The organism is Lacimicrobium sp. SS2-24 (assembly GCF_002201535.1).
GTDB lineage: Bacteria > Pseudomonadota > Gammaproteobacteria > Enterobacterales > Alteromonadaceae > Lacimicrobium.
Window position 1 is genome coordinate 163,126 of the sequence record NZ_NIWW01000008.1, and the last position, 14,972, is coordinate 178,097.

The window sequence follows — 14,972 nt, forward strand, 5'->3', positions numbered from 1 at the left end:
AATCCAAACGGATTATTTGGCCGATAGTAATGAATAGATGTAAGCTTAGGTAGTGATCGATACTCCTGTAACCTAGAGTTCGCAAGGGTGTTCCACATCTGACAGAGGTAAAAAGTAAATGAGCGATAATCAGAGCGGGGAAGGTGACAACAAACTCTTGTACTGTTCCTTTTGCGGTAAGAGTCAGCATGAAGTACGCAAGCTGATCGCCGGACCATCGGTGTTCATTTGTGATGAGTGCGTCGAGTTATGTAATGACATTATTCGCGAAGAAATCAAAGAAATCGCACCCAAGAAAAAGCAGAGTGCGTTACCTAAACCCAATGAGATCCATCATCACCTCGACGATTATGTGATTGGCCAGGAGCACGCTAAGAAGGTGCTTTCGGTAGCCGTTTACAATCACTACAAGCGTTTACGTAATGGTGATGTGCACGAAGGTGTGGAACTCGGTAAGAGTAATATCCTGCTTATCGGCCCGACGGGCAGTGGTAAAACCCTGTTGGCTGAAACGCTGGCCCGCTTCCTGGACGTGCCGTTTACGATGGCCGATGCCACTACGCTAACCGAAGCCGGTTACGTGGGTGAAGATGTCGAGAACATTATTCAGAAGCTGCTGCAAAAATGCGATTACGATGTAGAGAAAGCTCAGCGTGGTATCGTCTACATCGATGAGATTGACAAGATCTCACGCAAATCAGATAACCCTTCGATTACACGGGATGTGTCGGGTGAAGGGGTTCAGCAGGCCTTATTGAAGCTGATTGAGGGAACCGTTGCGTCGGTGCCGCCCCAGGGTGGAAGAAAGCATCCGCAGCAGGAGTTTTTGCAGGTTGATACGTCGAAAATTCTGTTTATCTGTGGTGGCGCGTTTGCCGGCCTGGATAAGGTCATCGAACAGCGGGCACAGACTGGCACCAGTATCGGTTTCGGCGCAGAGGTGCGCAGTAAGTCAGATATGATGGGGCTGAGTAAGCTGTTTCAGCAGGTAGAACCGGAAGATTTGGTTAAATATGGCTTGATCCCTGAGTTTATTGGTCGTTTACCGGTTGTGGCAACACTAGAAGAACTCAATGAGGATGCCCTGATACAGATTCTGTGTGAACCGAAAAATGCCCTGACCAAGCAGTATGGGGCGCTGTTCTCGATGGAGAATGCAGAACTTGAGTTTCGAGAAGACGCGCTGCACGCCATAGCAGTAAAAGCCATGGAGCGTAAAACAGGCGCCAGGGGTTTGCGTTCCATCGTTGAAGGTGTCTTGCTGGAAACAATGTACGATCTGCCTTCCATGGACGATGTGAGTAAGGTGGTGATAGATGAGTCGGTAATTCGCGGTGAATCTAAGCCGATCCTTATTTACGATAACGCCAAAGAGAAAAAAGCGGCATCTGAATAGTCTGAAAGGCCCCTCTGGGGCCTTTTTTATGTCCAGGGACGGACGGTATGCCGATGTTGGAGGGATTGTTCATCGGCGATGTCGGGACGGACGGTATGCCGATGTTGGAGGGACTGTTCATCGGCGATGTCCAGGGCCGGACGGTATGCCGGATGCCGGGAGAGCGTAACATCGGCATGCAGCGATATTTGCCTGATGGGTGGGAGTCACGCCAACCCAGATGGCGGCCGCGCTTCTGAGTCAACATGGCGATGCCGTTAAGGTTTTAAATGCCTTATGTACAGAGATAGGACGTTGGTGATTGAACTTTCTGTCGCCATCCCCATATTATTACCCAACTGAAACAGTAAAGAGATTCCTTATGACGAGTAAGCAGGCCGAAGTGGTCGAAATGCCGGTACTGGCACTGCGGGATGTAGTGGTCTATCCGCATATGGTAATTCCTTTGTTTGTCGGCCGTGAGAAGTCCATTCAGTGCCTGGATGCTGCCATGGATAAAGACAAGCAGATCTTTTTAGTGGCGCAAAAAGACGCCGGTGTCGATGAGCCCGAGGCTGATGATATTTATCGCGTTGGCACCATAGCCACCATCTTACAGCTGCTAAAACTCCCTGATGGCACAGTGAAGGTCCTGGTTGAGGGCAATGTGCGTGGAGAAATTCAGACTTATCTGCAAGACCAGGAGTACTTTGTAGCTGAGGTAATTAAAAAGGCGGATGAGCCTATTGATGATGCGGAGCAGGAAGTCATGATCCGCTCTGCAACCTCTCAGTTTGAAGGCTATGTGAAGCTGAATAAAAAGATTCCCCCCGAAGTGCTGACTTCTTTGAATGGTATTGAAGATGCGGCCAGACTCGCTGATACCATGGCGGCACACATGCCGCTGAAATTGTCGGAAAAGCAAAAAGTACTGGAAATGGATCAGGTGGGTGAGCGGCTTGAGTATCTGATGGCACTCATGGAGAGTGAAATCGATTTGCTCCAGGTAGAAAAGAAAATCCGTACCCGGGTCAAAAAGCAGATGGAAAAGAGCCAGCGGGAGTATTACCTGAATGAGCAAATGAAAGCCATTCAGAAAGAACTCGGTGAGCTGGATGATGCACCTGATGAATTTGAAGCACTGAGTAAGAAAATTGATGACGCGAGAATGCCTGCCGACGCAAAGCAAAAGGCCAGTGCTGAGCTACAGAAGCTGAAAATGATGTCACCTATGTCGGCAGAAGCGACGGTGGTGCGCAGTTATATTGATTGGCTGGTCAGTGTGCCCTGGTACAAACGCAGCAAGGTGAAAAAAGATCTCGCCAATGCTGAGAAGATCCTGGATGCGGATCATTATGGGCTTGAGCGCGTCAAAGAACGCATTATTGAATATCTGGCGGTACAGCAGCGGGTTCGTAAACTCAAAGGGCCAATTCTGTGCCTGGTCGGGCCTCCCGGAGTGGGAAAAACCTCATTGGGACAGTCCATCGCTAAGGCGACAGGACGTAAATATGTGCGTATGGCATTAGGTGGTGTCAGAGATGAAGCGGAAATCCGCGGACACCGCCGCACTTACATCGGCTCTTTGCCGGGTAAACTGGTACAGAAGATGGCCAAAGTGGGCGTGAAAAACCCACTTTTCCTGCTCGATGAAATCGACAAAATGTCCTCAGACATGCGCGGAGATCCGGCCTCGGCACTGCTGGAAGTATTAGATCCGGAACAGAACAGCACCTTCAGTGACCATTATCTGGAAGTGGATTATGACCTTTCAGATGTCATGTTTGTCGCTACGTCTAATAGCATGAGCATTCCCGGCCCTCTGCTTGATCGGATGGAAGTCATCCGGTTATCAGGGTACACCGAAGATGAGAAGCTCAACATTGCCCAACGTCACCTGATTGAGAAACAAATGGGGCGAAACGGCTTGAAGAAAGGCGAGCTGGTACTAGAAGAGTCCGCCATTATCGGCATTATCCGTTATTACACCCGCGAGGCCGGTGTGCGTAATCTCGAGCGTGAGATTTCTAAGGTCTGTCGCAAAGCGGTGAAAAATATTCTGCTGGATAAGTCCGTTAAGAAAGTGGTGGTGAATGACGAGAATCTGGCCGATTATCTGGGTGTTCAACGTTTTGATTATGGTAAAGCAGACAAGAATAACCAGATAGGGCAAGTGACCGGTCTGGCCTGGACCCAGGTGGGTGGAGACTTGCTGACCATTGAAACGGCTGCCGTTCCGGGTAAGGGTAAAACAACCTTCACAGGCTCACTGGGCGATGTGATGCAGGAGTCGATTCAGACTGCCATGACGGTAGTGAGAAGTCGGGCCGAAAAACTGGGTATCAGCAAAGATTTTCATGAAAAGCGTGATATTCATGTGCATGTTCCCGAAGGCGCGACGCCAAAAGATGGCCCCAGTGCGGGTATCGCCATGTGTACCGCTTTGGTCTCGACACTTACCGGTAATCCGGTCAAATGTGATGTGGCCATGACCGGTGAAATTACCTTACGCGGAGAGGTGCTGGCCATCGGCGGACTCAAGGAAAAGTTATTGGCGGCGCATCGCGGTGGCATTAAAACGGTGGTGATTCCAAAGGAAAACGAGCGGGATCTGAAAGAAATCCCGGACAATGTTAAACAGGATCTTGATATCCACCCTGTGCAGTGGATCGATGAGGTGTTGGTGCTGGCGCTGGCCAACAATCCTGAGGGCTTTGAGCCTGTTGAGCCCCCGGAACAACAGAAATAACCGCTGATACGGGGCTTTTTGTGGATTTTTTCGCGTTCAGGGCTTCCCAACAGGGAAAGTTGTGGTAGCCTTTAACTGGAACTGGCCACAAGCCCTGATACAAAAGGCTTTTGAGCTATTCTCATTAACCAAAAAATATCTAAGTCTTAGCTTGAAGTAAATCTTCAAGCTTGTTATAACAAATTCGCAACAAGTGTGCGGAACAGACAAATAATAACAAATGAAGGGGATGATATTGTGAATAAGTCTCAACTAATCGATAAGATCGCTGCTGGTGCTGATATTTCAAAAGCCGCTGCTGGTCGTTCGTTGGACGCATTGACCGATGCAGTAACTGAAGCACTCAAAGACGGTGATCAAGTTGCATTGGTTGGTTTTGGTACTTTCTCTGTACGTGAGCGTGCTGCCCGCAGTGGCCGTAATCCACAGACAGGTGCAACTATCCAGATTGCAGCGGCCAAAGTGCCTTCTTTCAAAGCTGGTAAAGCACTGAAAGACGCCTGCAACTAAGCACTAAGCGTGTTTAAAAAAAGCGATGAGTCATCTCATCGCTTTTTTTATGTCCAGGACGGTATGCCGAAAGTGCATGGACGCGCAAGAGCGGCGATGTCCAGGACGGAGGGTATGCCGAGGGCATATGGTTACACTATCTTTGGGTTATCCAGGGGCGGTCAAGAGTGTTCAGGTTAAAGTAAAAGGCTGGCTTTTGACGGTGCATTTTTAGTGGCGGCAGCGCCGTCAATTTCCCTCTTCTGTAGCATTCTGTTTGTCCGGACAATACGTTATAATCACCGCCATTTTAAGTCTGCCGTCAGGCTAAATCGGAGTTTAAAGACCAAGATGTTAGAGAGAATCAGAGAAGGGTCACAAGGCCTGGGAGCCAAAATTATACTGGGCTTGGTGATCATTACCTTTGCTTTAGCGGGTGTTGGTAGTTACCTGAATGCTAAAAGTGATCAGCCTGTTGCCAGCGTTAACGGTGAAGAAATTGGTCAGGCAAGCCTGGAGCGGGCTTATCAGAATGAACGAGCGCGAATGGAACAGCAGTATGGTGATGCCTTTATCGATATGATGGCAGATTCTGACTATATGCGCACATTCAGGCGTAATCTTCTCGATCGTCTGATTGCAGAAAAACTGGTGGAACAGGCTGCAGAAGAACTGGGTTTGCGGGTCAGTGATCAACAAGTCAAACAGGCGATTATTGAAACGCCCAGCTTCCAGATAGCAGGGGCGTTTAATAATGACAGATATCAGGCAGTTCTTCGCCAGAATGGTCTTCAGCCCAAAGATTTTCGCGATATCCTGCGCCAGGATATGACTCGCCAGCAAGTCGTAAGGGCCGTGCTTGGTTCAGAATTCAGTCTCGAGAGTGAAGCACAGCTGGCGTTCAGATTACAACAACAGACCCGCGATCTTGCCTATCTGTCTATCCCGGCCAGTGCCTTTATGTCTGATGTGGAGGTTAGCGACGAAGAGCTTAACGCCTTCTATCAGTCCAATATCAGCCAGTTTGATACGGAAGAAAAAGTCTCACTGCGCTATATAGAGGTGACGGTGGACGATATGTTGTCACGGGTACAGGTCAGCGAAGAAGAATTAGAAGAATACTATCAGCTCAACGCCAATGATTATCGCTCTGAAGAGCAGCGTCGCGCATCTCATATTCTGCTGGAGGTTGGTGAGGATAATAAAGACGAGAAAATGGCGCTGGCGCAGGAATTGTATCAGCGTTTACAGGACGGGGCTGACTTTGCGGAACTCGCCCAAGAGTACTCTGATGATACCTTCAGTGCCGAAAATGGTGGTGATCTGGATTGGTTTGGTCGTGATGTGATGGACCCTGAATTTGAACAGGCGACCTTTGCATTGCAGCAGGTGGGAGAGATCACTGAGCCCGTTGAAACGGAGTTTGGTATTCATCTGATCAAGCTCACCGACATTCAGCCGGAACAAGTACAGACTCTGGATGAAGTGCGTGAAGAGATTGCTGCTCAGGTACAACGTGATAAGGCGGTTGCTGAGTTCTATGACCTGCATGAACAAATTGCGCAGGTGGCTTTTGAAATGCCGGATAACCTCGAAGAGGTGGCTGAGCTGGCCGGTAAGTCTGTACAATCTACGGCGCTGTTCTCGCGCAGCAGTGCGCCCGAGTTGTTCGCGTCAAATCAGATGCAGAATGTGGCGTTTTCCGACGAATTGATCCTCGATCGCGTGAACAGTGAGGTCATTGATATCTCCTCTGAGCACCTGTTGGTAATGCGTGTCAGTGAACATCAGCCGCAACGAACCCGTCCGCTGGATGAAGTTGAGCCGATGATTTACGAACAGCTACAGTCGCAAAAGGCACAGCAGGCCGCAAGAGCCTGGGCCAATGAGGTGCTGAGTCACTATCAGGCAGGCGAGGATCAGGCTGCACAAGAGAAGCTGGCAGAGATGTCTCTTACATGGCAGGACCATGAAGGTGTCATGCGTTACGGCACTGCTCTGCCCCAGTCTGTGGTAGAACAGGGCTTCAAACTGCCTGCGCAGAGTCAACAGAATATGGCAGTGGTGAACACTACCGATGGTAATGTGGCGATTGTAAAAGTGGACCAGATTCACAATGCTGATGCCGCTGAGCCAGCCATGTTGGCACAGATTTCTGAACAACTGGCAGAGGGTCGTGGACAGCGTGTTTACACGGACTTTATTGAGGCTCTTAAGGCCCAGGCTGACATTGAACTGTATGCAGTACAGCCTGCCGAAACACGCTAGGTTGTTATAGCCGTAGGTCGCTTTGGCGGCTTTAAATAAAAAACCACTGCCAATGCAGTGGTTTTTTTGTTGACGTTTAACGGTGTTCTAGTTTAACGGTGTTTTAAACGGTAAATCACTGGCCGGATATCAGCTCCTGATGGGCTTGTATGGTGCGCTTGGTGTATTCTGATTTTGGCCAGTTGAAAATCACTTCTGTCTTACCCGATTCGATAACCTGCCCTTTTTCTAATACCAGTATTCTGTCACTGATATGGCGGACAATACCCAGGTTGTGAGAGATAAAAATAAAGCCAAGGCCCAGTTGTTGCTGCAGACTCATGAGCAGATTTGCCGTTTGTGACCGTACCGACGGATCCAGTGCAGCGAATGGCTCGTCGGCGACAATCACCTGAGGGTTCAGGATCAGTGCTCTGGCTACCGCCGCACGCTGATGTTGGCCTTCTGAGAGCATATGACGGTAAAAATATTGGTGCTCAGGCAGCATCCCCACCTGAATCAGCGTGTTCTCAATTTGTTTTTTTCGCTCACTGGCGGACATGCCGGTATTCAGAATGAGCGCTTCATCCAGCTGACGTCCAAGAGTGAGTCCCGGGTTCAGTGACTCTTTACTGTGCTGGAAGATCATCCTGATAGCACTGAAACGTCGTTGTTTTGAGGTGTTACAGACCGGCTCACCATTTAACAAGATGCTGCCTCCTTCAGGCTCCAATACGCCGACCAATAATTTTGCCAGCAGCGATTTACCCGAGCCATTTTCGCCCATGACAGCCATGGTCTCACCGCGTTTTAACTCGAAACTCAACGGCGACAAACGAAACAACTCCTGGGAGCCAAACAGACTGTTTTTGTTCTTGCGGTATGACAGACCGCTGACCGTCAACAGGCTGTTCATGCTTTACCTCTGTGTAAGGGGAAGTGACAGGCATACTCATGACCATGAATGCGCCGGGTTATGGGCATTTTCACACATTCTCGCTGGGCTCTCGGGCAACGGGGACCGAGACGGCAACCGATGGGCAAGTGCTGCAGGGTAGGAATGGTTCCATCGAGACACGAGAGGGGCGATTTGGGCGGCAAATCACGACGAAAGCTCGGCGCACTGTCCAATAGTGCCTGAGTGTATGGATGCAACGGGCGGCGCTTTATCTGTGACATCTTGCCACTTTCCACTGTCTGGCCGCAGTACAGAACTGTCATGGTATTGGCCATCGCGGCGATGGCCAGCAGATCGTGACTGACAAAAAGTACACTCAATCCTGCGGTCTTATTGAGCCTGGTCAGTAGTTTCAGTATCTGTACCTTGGTGGTGGTCTCCATGCCAACGGTGGGATTGTCAGCTATCAGCAGTTTAGGCCTGGATATCAGGGCCATAGCGATGGAAAATTTCTGACAGATATCTTCCGGCAATTGGTGGACATAGCTGGAAAGGCACTGATTATGGTCACGAATTCCCACCCGATGTAGCTCCTGAATAGCAATATCCAGGCGTTGCTGTTTGCGTTGCCAGAACCAGCCCTTACTTAGTCGGTGGGCAGGAATGCTCTCTTCGATTTGCTCTCTTAGGGTTGCCGAGGGGTCCAGAGAGGCAGAGGCATTTTGTAAGATCACAGAGATGTCGTTGCGGGTGATCGCTCTGCGCTGACTTGCAGACATGCCCAACAAGTCATTGCCTTTCCAGTTCATTCGATCGGCGGTGACGCGCCAACGTTCGGGTATCGCGCCGACAATAGATTTGACGATCAGGCTTTTACCTGAGCCTGATTCACCCACTAACGCCCGAATTTCGCTGGGCTCAATGCTCAGGCTGACTTTATCCAGCGCACTGACCCAACCCATAGGGGTATCGATTTCCAGGGTCAGATTTTTGATGTCCAACATCGGCATTATTGCAACAACCTTTTTTTCAGTGCGGTGCGCAGGCCATCCCCTACCAGGTTGATGGAGAGTACCATCAAAAAGATGGCCGCGCCGGGCAGTGCAACACTCCAGGGCGCCGCGTAAGCCGTATCCAGGGATTCCGATAACATGGCACCCAGTTCAGGTGACGGTGACTGAGCCCCCAGGTTGAGAAAGCCCAGTGCTGAGATATCCAGGATGGCAACGGACAACGCCATGGTGGCCTGTACCACCAAAACTTCCACCATGTTTGGCAGTACGTCGCGCATCAACAGTCTTTGATTGCTCGCGCCATCGAGTCGTGCCGCAACGATATACTCTTTTTGAAACTCGCGTCTGACCAGGTCCCGGGTCTGATGAATAAACTGGGGGATGAGCGCCAGCGTGATAGCCCACATGCTGTTCAGCAATCCGGTTCCGAGTATTGCCACGATAATAATGGCAATCAGCAGGGTAGGAATCGCCATAATAGCATCAAGCAAGTGGTTGATGACGCTGGCTCGCAGTCCCCTGCTCATACCCGCGTAGGCACCAATGCTGCAGCCTACCAACATGGCGATTAACACCAGTACGACACTGCTGCCCAGCGTGATCCTGCAGCCATGAATAACCCGACTGAGTAAATCCCGACCGAGGCTGTCTGTACCAAATAAATGGCTGATTTCACCATTAATATCCCAGGCCGGAGGCAGAAGAAGCATGTCGGTATTTTGCTGCAGTGGGCCGTAAGGCACCAGCATCGGCCCAATAAATGCGGCAAGAATAAAAAAGGCCAGGCACCATAGTCCTGCCAGGGCAACATGGTTATTCTGGAACTCTGTCCAGGTATGTCGCATCGGCGAGGGATAGTATTCTTCCTGATAAAAGCTAGGCCTGGGCATAGAACTGCCTCTTATTTAAGGGGTAGAGGATACGCACGATCAAATCAACGGAAATGGTGAATGTCACAACAATGGCAGAAACCGCCAGCATGCCCCCGCGAATTGCCGGATAATCACGCTGATAAATGGCCTGAATCAACCACTCACCAATTCCTGGCCAGGAAAAAATCACTTCTACAATCATGGCATTGGTGAGCAGTACCGTAAACTGCATCGCCAGCTGCGGCATGATGGGAAGCAGGGCGTTCTTCATGCCGTGACGCCAGAAGACCTGAGAATGACTCAGACCTTTGGTGTAGGCCGCTTTGATAAAGTCACTGCTATACACGGTGACCACGGAGCGTCGTATCAGTCTGATTACCAGTGCTGTCGTGACAATGGAAAGGGACAGTGTCGGCAGGACCAGATGACGCAGTGCATCTTTGAGAGCCGCATCTTTGACGGCCACATCAGATTGCAAAATATCAATAAGAATAAAGCCGGTGTGGTAGGGGATATCGTACAGCAAGCTGATGCGACCGGACATGGGCAGGTAGCCGAGCTGTAAAGCAAAGATAAGGATCAGCAGTAGTGATAACCAAAATACCGGGAAGGAAAAGCCGGCCAGACTGACGGACAGAATACCTAAGTCCGTATAGGTGCGGTGTTTTAATCCTGCCAGGACCCCTAACGGCAGACCCACAAGCAAAGAGATCACCATGGCATACAGACTAAGCTCAAGACTGGCAGGTAACAAATACAGGATATCGTCAAACACCGGGGTCTGAGAATTCAGGCTGACGCCCCAATCACCCGACAAGGTGAGTTTAAGGTATGTCCAGAAACCACTGAACCACCCTTCACTGAGCGCGTACATCAGCTGCAGTTGATGGGACTGATCGGCCGATAAAGGTGGCGTGCCAGACAGGTTCGTCAGGGTGTCACCAGGGAACAAAAAGGCCAATACATAAGATCCCAGGCACAAAATAAACAGCGTGATGATGAGCAGGTTCAGGCGACGGCCAATGGCTATCAACATATCAGTTAGGCTCCTTAGCGACATTGGCAAAACTGATACCGCCAAAGGGGTTTATTTGCAAACCGCTAATATTGGTTCTGTAGGCCTGAAAGCGATAGGCGTGGGCAATCGGCAGCAAAGGCATCTGTTCTGCCAGTATCTGATTGGCTTGCTGATAATAGCCTAATCGCACGGATTCATCGGCATTTCTTACTGCCTGATTGATGAGCAGATCATATTCAGGTGAGCACCAGTTGGCTCTGTTACTGCCAGAGGCAATGGCGGAGCAGCTTAGCAGGGGACGATAGAAGTTATCCGGATCACCATTATCCGCGGACCAGCCAATCAGAACGGAATCATGCTGCCCCTGCAACAGCAAGCGACGAAAAGATCCCCATTCATGACTGATAACGCTCGCCCGGATGCCCACTTCGGCCAGATAATGCTGAATTAACTCTGCCATCTTGGTGGCATTGGGATTATAGGCCCGCTCAATAGGCATCGCCCAGATGGTCATACTAAAACCGGGCTCAATGCCGGCTTCCTGTAACAGTTTTTTCGCCTGCACCGGGTTGTAAGACGTGTCCTGCAAGGTTTCATCAAAGGCCCAGGATGACGGGGGCAACAACCCTCTTGCTAATACGGCAGTATCAAAGTACACGGTATCCAGAAGCGTCTTTCGGTCAACCGCCAGGGCCAGCGCCTGCCTCACTCTGGGATCATCAAACGGGGGCCTGGCCGTATTAAAAGCCCAAAACCCCACATTCAGTCCGGGGCGCTCCTCAAGTTTGAGATCGGCTCGTTCCTCGATAACCTGCAATTCGGTTTGCGCAGGATACGCAATGACATCACATTCACCGGTAATCAGTTTTGCCAGTCGCAATGAACTTCGTGGGGTGATGTCATAAATCAGTTTGGGGACGGAGTCGTTTCCTTCCCAGTATCCGTCGTGGCGGAGATAGCGGATATAGGCGTCTTTACGATAGCGATAAAATTTAAACGGACCTGTGCCTATTGGTCGGAGGTCGAGCAGCTCGGGTTTGTCCTCGGCCATCACCTGATTGGCATATTCTTCTGACAAGATGATGGCGAAATCGGTCGCCAGAGTGGCCAGAAAGGAGCTGTCAGGGTAGTGAAGTTTAATCTCAACACGGTAGCCATTGACCAGATTGACCTCTTTAATAATCTGACGTAATCCCAGGCTATCGAAATAGGGATAACGGCCTCCGGATACCTGATGAAATGGGTGATTGGGATCACGCCAGCGATTGATACTAAACACTACATCTTTAGCATCGAAGGAGCGGGTCGGTTTAAAGTAAGCGGTGTGGTGAAAGTTAACATGTTTACGCAACTGAAACGCATAGGTGAGCCCATCACGGCTGACCGACCAACTGCTCGCGAGTGAGGGGATCAGTTTGCCTGTTTGAGGGTCAAAATCTATCAGACGGTTATACAACTGATGGGATGTGGCATCGGCGGTGGTGCCGGAGATATCCAGTTGCGGATTAAATGTGATCGGGCTGCCTTCTGAACAGTATACCAACCCCTCGACCGGTATATTGCTCTCAACCTGTGGCTGGCAGCCTCCTACTATTGCAAGGCTCAGCAGAATCGCCAGGCAACGCATCACTGCTGTTTTTCCTGTTCATCGTTGGCGGAGTCGAGCAGATTGTATTTTTTCAGGTAACCTCTTAACTGATGATACGTCAGTCCCAACTTCTCTGCGGTTTTCTTCTGGTTAAACTGGCTGTCTGAGAGGGCGCTACGAATCAGATCAATTTCGAAGTTTTGTGACAAACTCTTTAAGTCTACCGGGAATGCAAACGACGGGGGAGTATGACCGTTAATCGCGGTGCTTTTATCTGAGCCATTGGTTGTTTCAGATGTCGTCACGGTAGTCGTATCGCTGCGCTGCTCAAGGGCTGGCCTGGGTTTAATAAACTGTTTTGGCCGGTAGGGTGACGCAAAAGGATCCAATACCATTTCATGAACCGGCAGATGTGGATTATTACACCGGTACACCGCCCGTTCCACTGCATTTTTCAATTCCCGGATATTACCCGGCCAGTCATATTCAAGCATGGTGCGTTTGGCTTTTTCTGTGAAGCCACTGAATAACTCCATATCCAGTTCGCGGGCCATGTTGATGGCGAAATGTTCCGCCAGCATCAGGATATCTTCCGGTCGTTCCCGCAATGGTGGTAGCGTAATGACATCGAAAGCGAGCCTGTCGAGCAAATCCGCCCTGAAACTGCCTTGCTCTGCTAAGGAGGGGAGGTCTTCGTTGGTTGCGGCGATCAATCTGACATCCACCTTGACGCTGCGTGAGCCCCCGACACGTTCAAATTCGCCGTACTCGATGACACGCAGTAATTTTTCCTGGATCAATCCCGAGGTATTAGCCAGCTCATCCAGAAATAAGGTGCCATTGTGCGCCGTTTCAAATCGCCCTTCGCGTCGCTTCGAGGCCCCTGTAAAGGCGCCGGCTTCGTAACCAAAGAGCTCACTTTCAAGCAGGTTGTCATTGAGCGCCGCACAATTTAGTTTCAGATAATTCTGTTCCCAGCGTTTTGACAGGTAATGTAATCGCGCTGCGATTAATTCCTTACCGGTACCGCGCTCACCGATAACCAGCACCGGCTTGTCCAGCGGCGCGATCTGAGATACCTGTTCCAGCACTTCCAAAAAGCTGTTGGATTGCCCGAGTAAATTATCTTGCTGACGAAAGCGACTCACATTGTTCCTTAAAAAGTGGTCTAAAAGACTAATTTATGGTTGATATAAATACTATTCTAGATGAAGGTGAAAAGGTAGTAAATTAATACTTTTTTAAAATCAAAGGGTTATGACGTTGTGCCGGTTGGCCTGGTTATTGAATATACCCTGACAGGCAAGGTCATAATGACCGGTCATTTAAGTTTAATGATAAAGAGGTAAGTATTATGGGCATTTTCTCCCGATTCTCTGACATTGTGAACTCTAATCTGAACGCTTTATTAGATAAAGCGGAAGATCCAGAGAAAATGGTGCGTCTGATCATCCAGGAAATGGAAGATACGCTGGTAGAAGTGCGTTCTACCTCTGCCAAAACCTTGGCAAATAAAAAGGAAATTGTCAGTCAGATTGCCAAATTGGAATTACAGGCCAAAGACTGGGAAGCCAAAGCGGAACTGGCCTTAAGTAAAGATCGTGAAGATTTAGCGCGCGCCGCGTTGCTGGAGCGCAAAAAGACCGATGAGCATGTAGATGTGCTCAAACGTGAATTGTCCCTGGTTGAGGAACAGATCAGTAAGCTGCAAAGTGAAATCGGACAATTGCAGGAAAAACTGGCGGATGCCAAAGCGCGCCAGAAGACCATTATTATGCGTCAGCAAACGGCACAGTCACGACTGGACATCAAGCGTAACCTCGACAGTGGTAAGGTTGATGATGCCATGGGACGGTTTGAACGTTATGAGCGTAAAATAGATGATCTGGAAAGTCAGGTTGATGCCTATGATCTGGGCAAAAATACGCTTGCGGATGAATTCGCGGAGCTGGAAGCCAGCGATAAAATTGACGCCGAACTGGCGGCGCTGAAGAAAAAGGTTAAAACTAAACAGCCTAGCGCCAGCAGTAAAAAGTAAAGAATTAAGGAGAAGACCGTGGAAGACGTTGTGGCTCTTTTAATCGCGCCCATTATCATTTTCATGATTTTCGTGGCGCCAATCTGGCTGATCATGCATTACCGCAGTAAGAAGCAGGTCGCGCAAGGATTATCGGAAGAGGAGTATGCCTCCTTAACTGAACTGGCGCAAAAAGCCGAGGTCATGAACGAACGGATACAGACACTTGAAGCCCTATTAGATGCAGAGGCTCCACAATGGAGGAACAGAGCATGAAAGGTAAAGGTCAACTCTATCGTGACAGCAAAAATGGTAAGATCGCCGGTGTGTGTGCCGGCGTTGCTGCCTACTTTGGCTGGGAGGCCTGGCTGGTAAGAATTATCTTTGTGTCTGCGGTGTTGCTTGCAGGTGGGCCGTTCTTCATCATGGCCTATATTGCGGCCTGGTTTATCTTAGATAAAAAACCGCTGCATCAGGGGCCATCGGCGGCCTTTGCAGGCACCACCGGGAAGGGATGGCAGAATACTGAGCAGGGAGAACCGATTTCGGTCAAGTCTAAGGTATGGCAATCGGGTGAACCACCCAAGCAGGCGTTTCATGACATCATGGGACAGTTTGATACGCTGGAAGTCAGATTGCGCAAAATGGAAACCTATGTAACCTCATCAGAGTTTCAGTTAAACCGAGAAATCAGCAGACTGTAATC

At 49.8% G+C, this 14,972-nt stretch carries 13 protein-coding genes; 7 read left to right on the top strand and 6 right to left on the bottom strand.

All coding sequences use genetic code 11. The annotated features are described in order from the left end of the window. Window positions 1-118: 118 nt before the first annotated feature. From clpX to CCY32_RS14045, 4 genes are all read left to right on the top strand, one after another. On the top strand, window positions 119-1,396 hold the full coding sequence (clpX, locus tag CCY32_RS14025; protein WP_088331743.1) for an ATP-dependent protease ATP-binding subunit ClpX: 1,278 nt from the start codon (window positions 119-121) through the stop codon (window positions 1,394-1,396). 361 nt (window positions 1,397-1,757) lie between these two features. Continuing rightward, window positions 1,758-4,124: an endopeptidase La gene (gene lon / locus CCY32_RS14035; protein WP_088331746.1), complete on the top strand. Its 2,367-nt coding sequence runs from the start codon at window positions 1,758-1,760 to the stop codon at window positions 4,122-4,124. 237 nt (window positions 4,125-4,361) lie between these two features. Then, window positions 4,362-4,634, top strand: a complete 273-nt coding sequence (hupB, locus tag CCY32_RS14040; protein WP_088331748.1) for a nucleoid-associated protein HU-beta — start codon at window positions 4,362-4,364, stop codon at window positions 4,632-4,634. A gap of 330 nt (window positions 4,635-4,964) precedes the next feature. Continuing rightward, window positions 4,965-6,881 carry a SurA N-terminal domain-containing protein gene (locus tag CCY32_RS14045; RefSeq protein WP_088331750.1) on the top strand — a complete coding sequence of 639 codons (1,917 nt, stop codon included), beginning with the start codon at window positions 4,965-4,967 and terminating at the stop codon, window positions 6,879-6,881. 115 nt (window positions 6,882-6,996) lie between these two features. Here CCY32_RS14045 and CCY32_RS14050 read toward each other — a convergent pair whose 3' ends face one another. Genes CCY32_RS14050 through pspF form a run of 6 tightly spaced genes read right to left on the bottom strand, consistent with a single transcriptional unit; the run spans window position 6,997 to window position 13,397 of the window. After that, window positions 6,997-7,776 carry an ATP-binding cassette domain-containing protein gene (locus CCY32_RS14050; RefSeq protein ID WP_088331752.1) on the bottom strand — a complete coding sequence of 260 codons (780 nt, stop codon included), beginning with the start codon at window positions 7,774-7,776 and terminating at the stop codon, window positions 6,997-6,999. Beyond that, on the bottom strand, window positions 7,773-8,768 hold the full coding sequence (locus CCY32_RS14055) for an oligopeptide/dipeptide ABC transporter ATP-binding protein (RefSeq protein WP_088331754.1): 996 nt from the start codon (window positions 8,766-8,768) through the stop codon (window positions 7,773-7,775). The genes CCY32_RS14050 and CCY32_RS14055 overlap by 4 nt, the downstream gene beginning before the upstream one ends. Beyond that, window positions 8,768-9,661 (bottom strand): ABC transporter permease subunit, encoded by an 894-nt coding sequence (locus CCY32_RS14060; protein ID WP_088331756.1) that lies wholly within the window; start codon window positions 9,659-9,661, stop codon window positions 8,768-8,770. The genes CCY32_RS14055 and CCY32_RS14060 overlap by 1 nt, the downstream gene beginning before the upstream one ends. Then, window positions 9,648-10,679 carry an ABC transporter permease subunit gene (locus CCY32_RS14065; RefSeq protein ID WP_088331758.1) on the bottom strand — a complete coding sequence of 344 codons (1,032 nt, stop codon included), beginning with the start codon at window positions 10,677-10,679 and terminating at the stop codon, window positions 9,648-9,650. The genes CCY32_RS14060 and CCY32_RS14065 overlap by 14 nt, the downstream gene beginning before the upstream one ends. A 1-nt stretch (window position 10,680) precedes the next feature. Further along, on the bottom strand, window positions 10,681-12,288 hold the full coding sequence (sapA, locus tag CCY32_RS14070; RefSeq protein ID WP_088331760.1) for an ABC transporter substrate-binding protein SapA: 1,608 nt from the start codon (window positions 12,286-12,288) through the stop codon (window positions 10,681-10,683). Then, complete coding sequence (pspF, locus tag CCY32_RS14075; RefSeq protein WP_088331762.1) at window positions 12,288-13,397, bottom strand: phage shock protein operon transcriptional activator; 1,110 nt, start codon at window positions 13,395-13,397, stop codon at window positions 12,288-12,290. The genes sapA and pspF overlap by 1 nt, the downstream gene beginning before the upstream one ends. 206 nt (window positions 13,398-13,603) lie before the next feature. Between pspF and pspA the strand changes: the two genes are divergently transcribed. From pspA to pspC, 3 genes are read left to right on the top strand one after another with little or no spacing between them, the layout of a single operon-like run. Continuing rightward, window positions 13,604-14,287 (top strand): phage shock protein PspA, encoded by a 684-nt coding sequence (gene pspA, locus CCY32_RS14080; RefSeq protein WP_088331764.1) that lies wholly within the window; start codon window positions 13,604-13,606, stop codon window positions 14,285-14,287. An 18-nt stretch (window positions 14,288-14,305) separates the two neighbouring features. After that, a complete protein-coding gene (pspB, locus tag CCY32_RS14085; protein ID WP_088331766.1) occupies window positions 14,306-14,542 on the top strand; it encodes an envelope stress response membrane protein PspB in 237 nt (78 codons plus the stop codon). Next, window positions 14,539-14,970, top strand: coding sequence for an envelope stress response membrane protein PspC (gene pspC / locus CCY32_RS14090; protein ID WP_088331768.1), 432 nt, complete (start codon window positions 14,539-14,541; stop codon window positions 14,968-14,970). The genes pspB and pspC overlap by 4 nt, the downstream gene beginning before the upstream one ends. Window positions 14,971-14,972 lie beyond the last annotated feature (2 nt).

Excerpts from the sequence above, each read along its gene's own strand:
- clpX (WP_088331743.1), top strand. The coding sequence starts at position 119 with ATGAGCGATAATCAGAGCGGGGAAGGTGACAACAAACTCTTGTACTGT.
- lon (WP_088331746.1), top strand. The coding sequence starts at position 1,758 with ATGACGAGTAAGCAGGCCGAAGTGGTCGAAATGCCGGTACTGGCACTG.
- CCY32_RS14045 (WP_088331750.1), top strand. The coding sequence starts at position 4,965 with ATGTTAGAGAGAATCAGAGAAGGGTCACAAGGCCTGGGAGCCAAAATT.
- CCY32_RS14050 (WP_088331752.1), bottom strand. The coding sequence starts at position 7,776 with ATGAACAGCCTGTTGACGGTCAGCGGTCTGTCATACCGCAAGAACAAA.
- CCY32_RS14055 (WP_088331754.1), bottom strand. The coding sequence starts at position 8,768 with ATGCCGATGTTGGACATCAAAAATCTGACCCTGGAAATCGATACCCCT.
- CCY32_RS14060 (WP_088331756.1), bottom strand. The coding sequence starts at position 9,661 with ATGCCCAGGCCTAGCTTTTATCAGGAAGAATACTATCCCTCGCCGATG.
- CCY32_RS14065 (WP_088331758.1), bottom strand. The coding sequence starts at position 10,679 with ATGTTGATAGCCATTGGCCGTCGCCTGAACCTGCTCATCATCACGCTG.
- sapA (WP_088331760.1), bottom strand. The coding sequence starts at position 12,288 with ATGCGTTGCCTGGCGATTCTGCTGAGCCTTGCAATAGTAGGAGGCTGC.
- pspA (WP_088331764.1), top strand. The coding sequence starts at position 13,604 with ATGGGCATTTTCTCCCGATTCTCTGACATTGTGAACTCTAATCTGAAC.
- pspC (WP_088331768.1), top strand. The coding sequence starts at position 14,539 with ATGAAAGGTAAAGGTCAACTCTATCGTGACAGCAAAAATGGTAAGATC.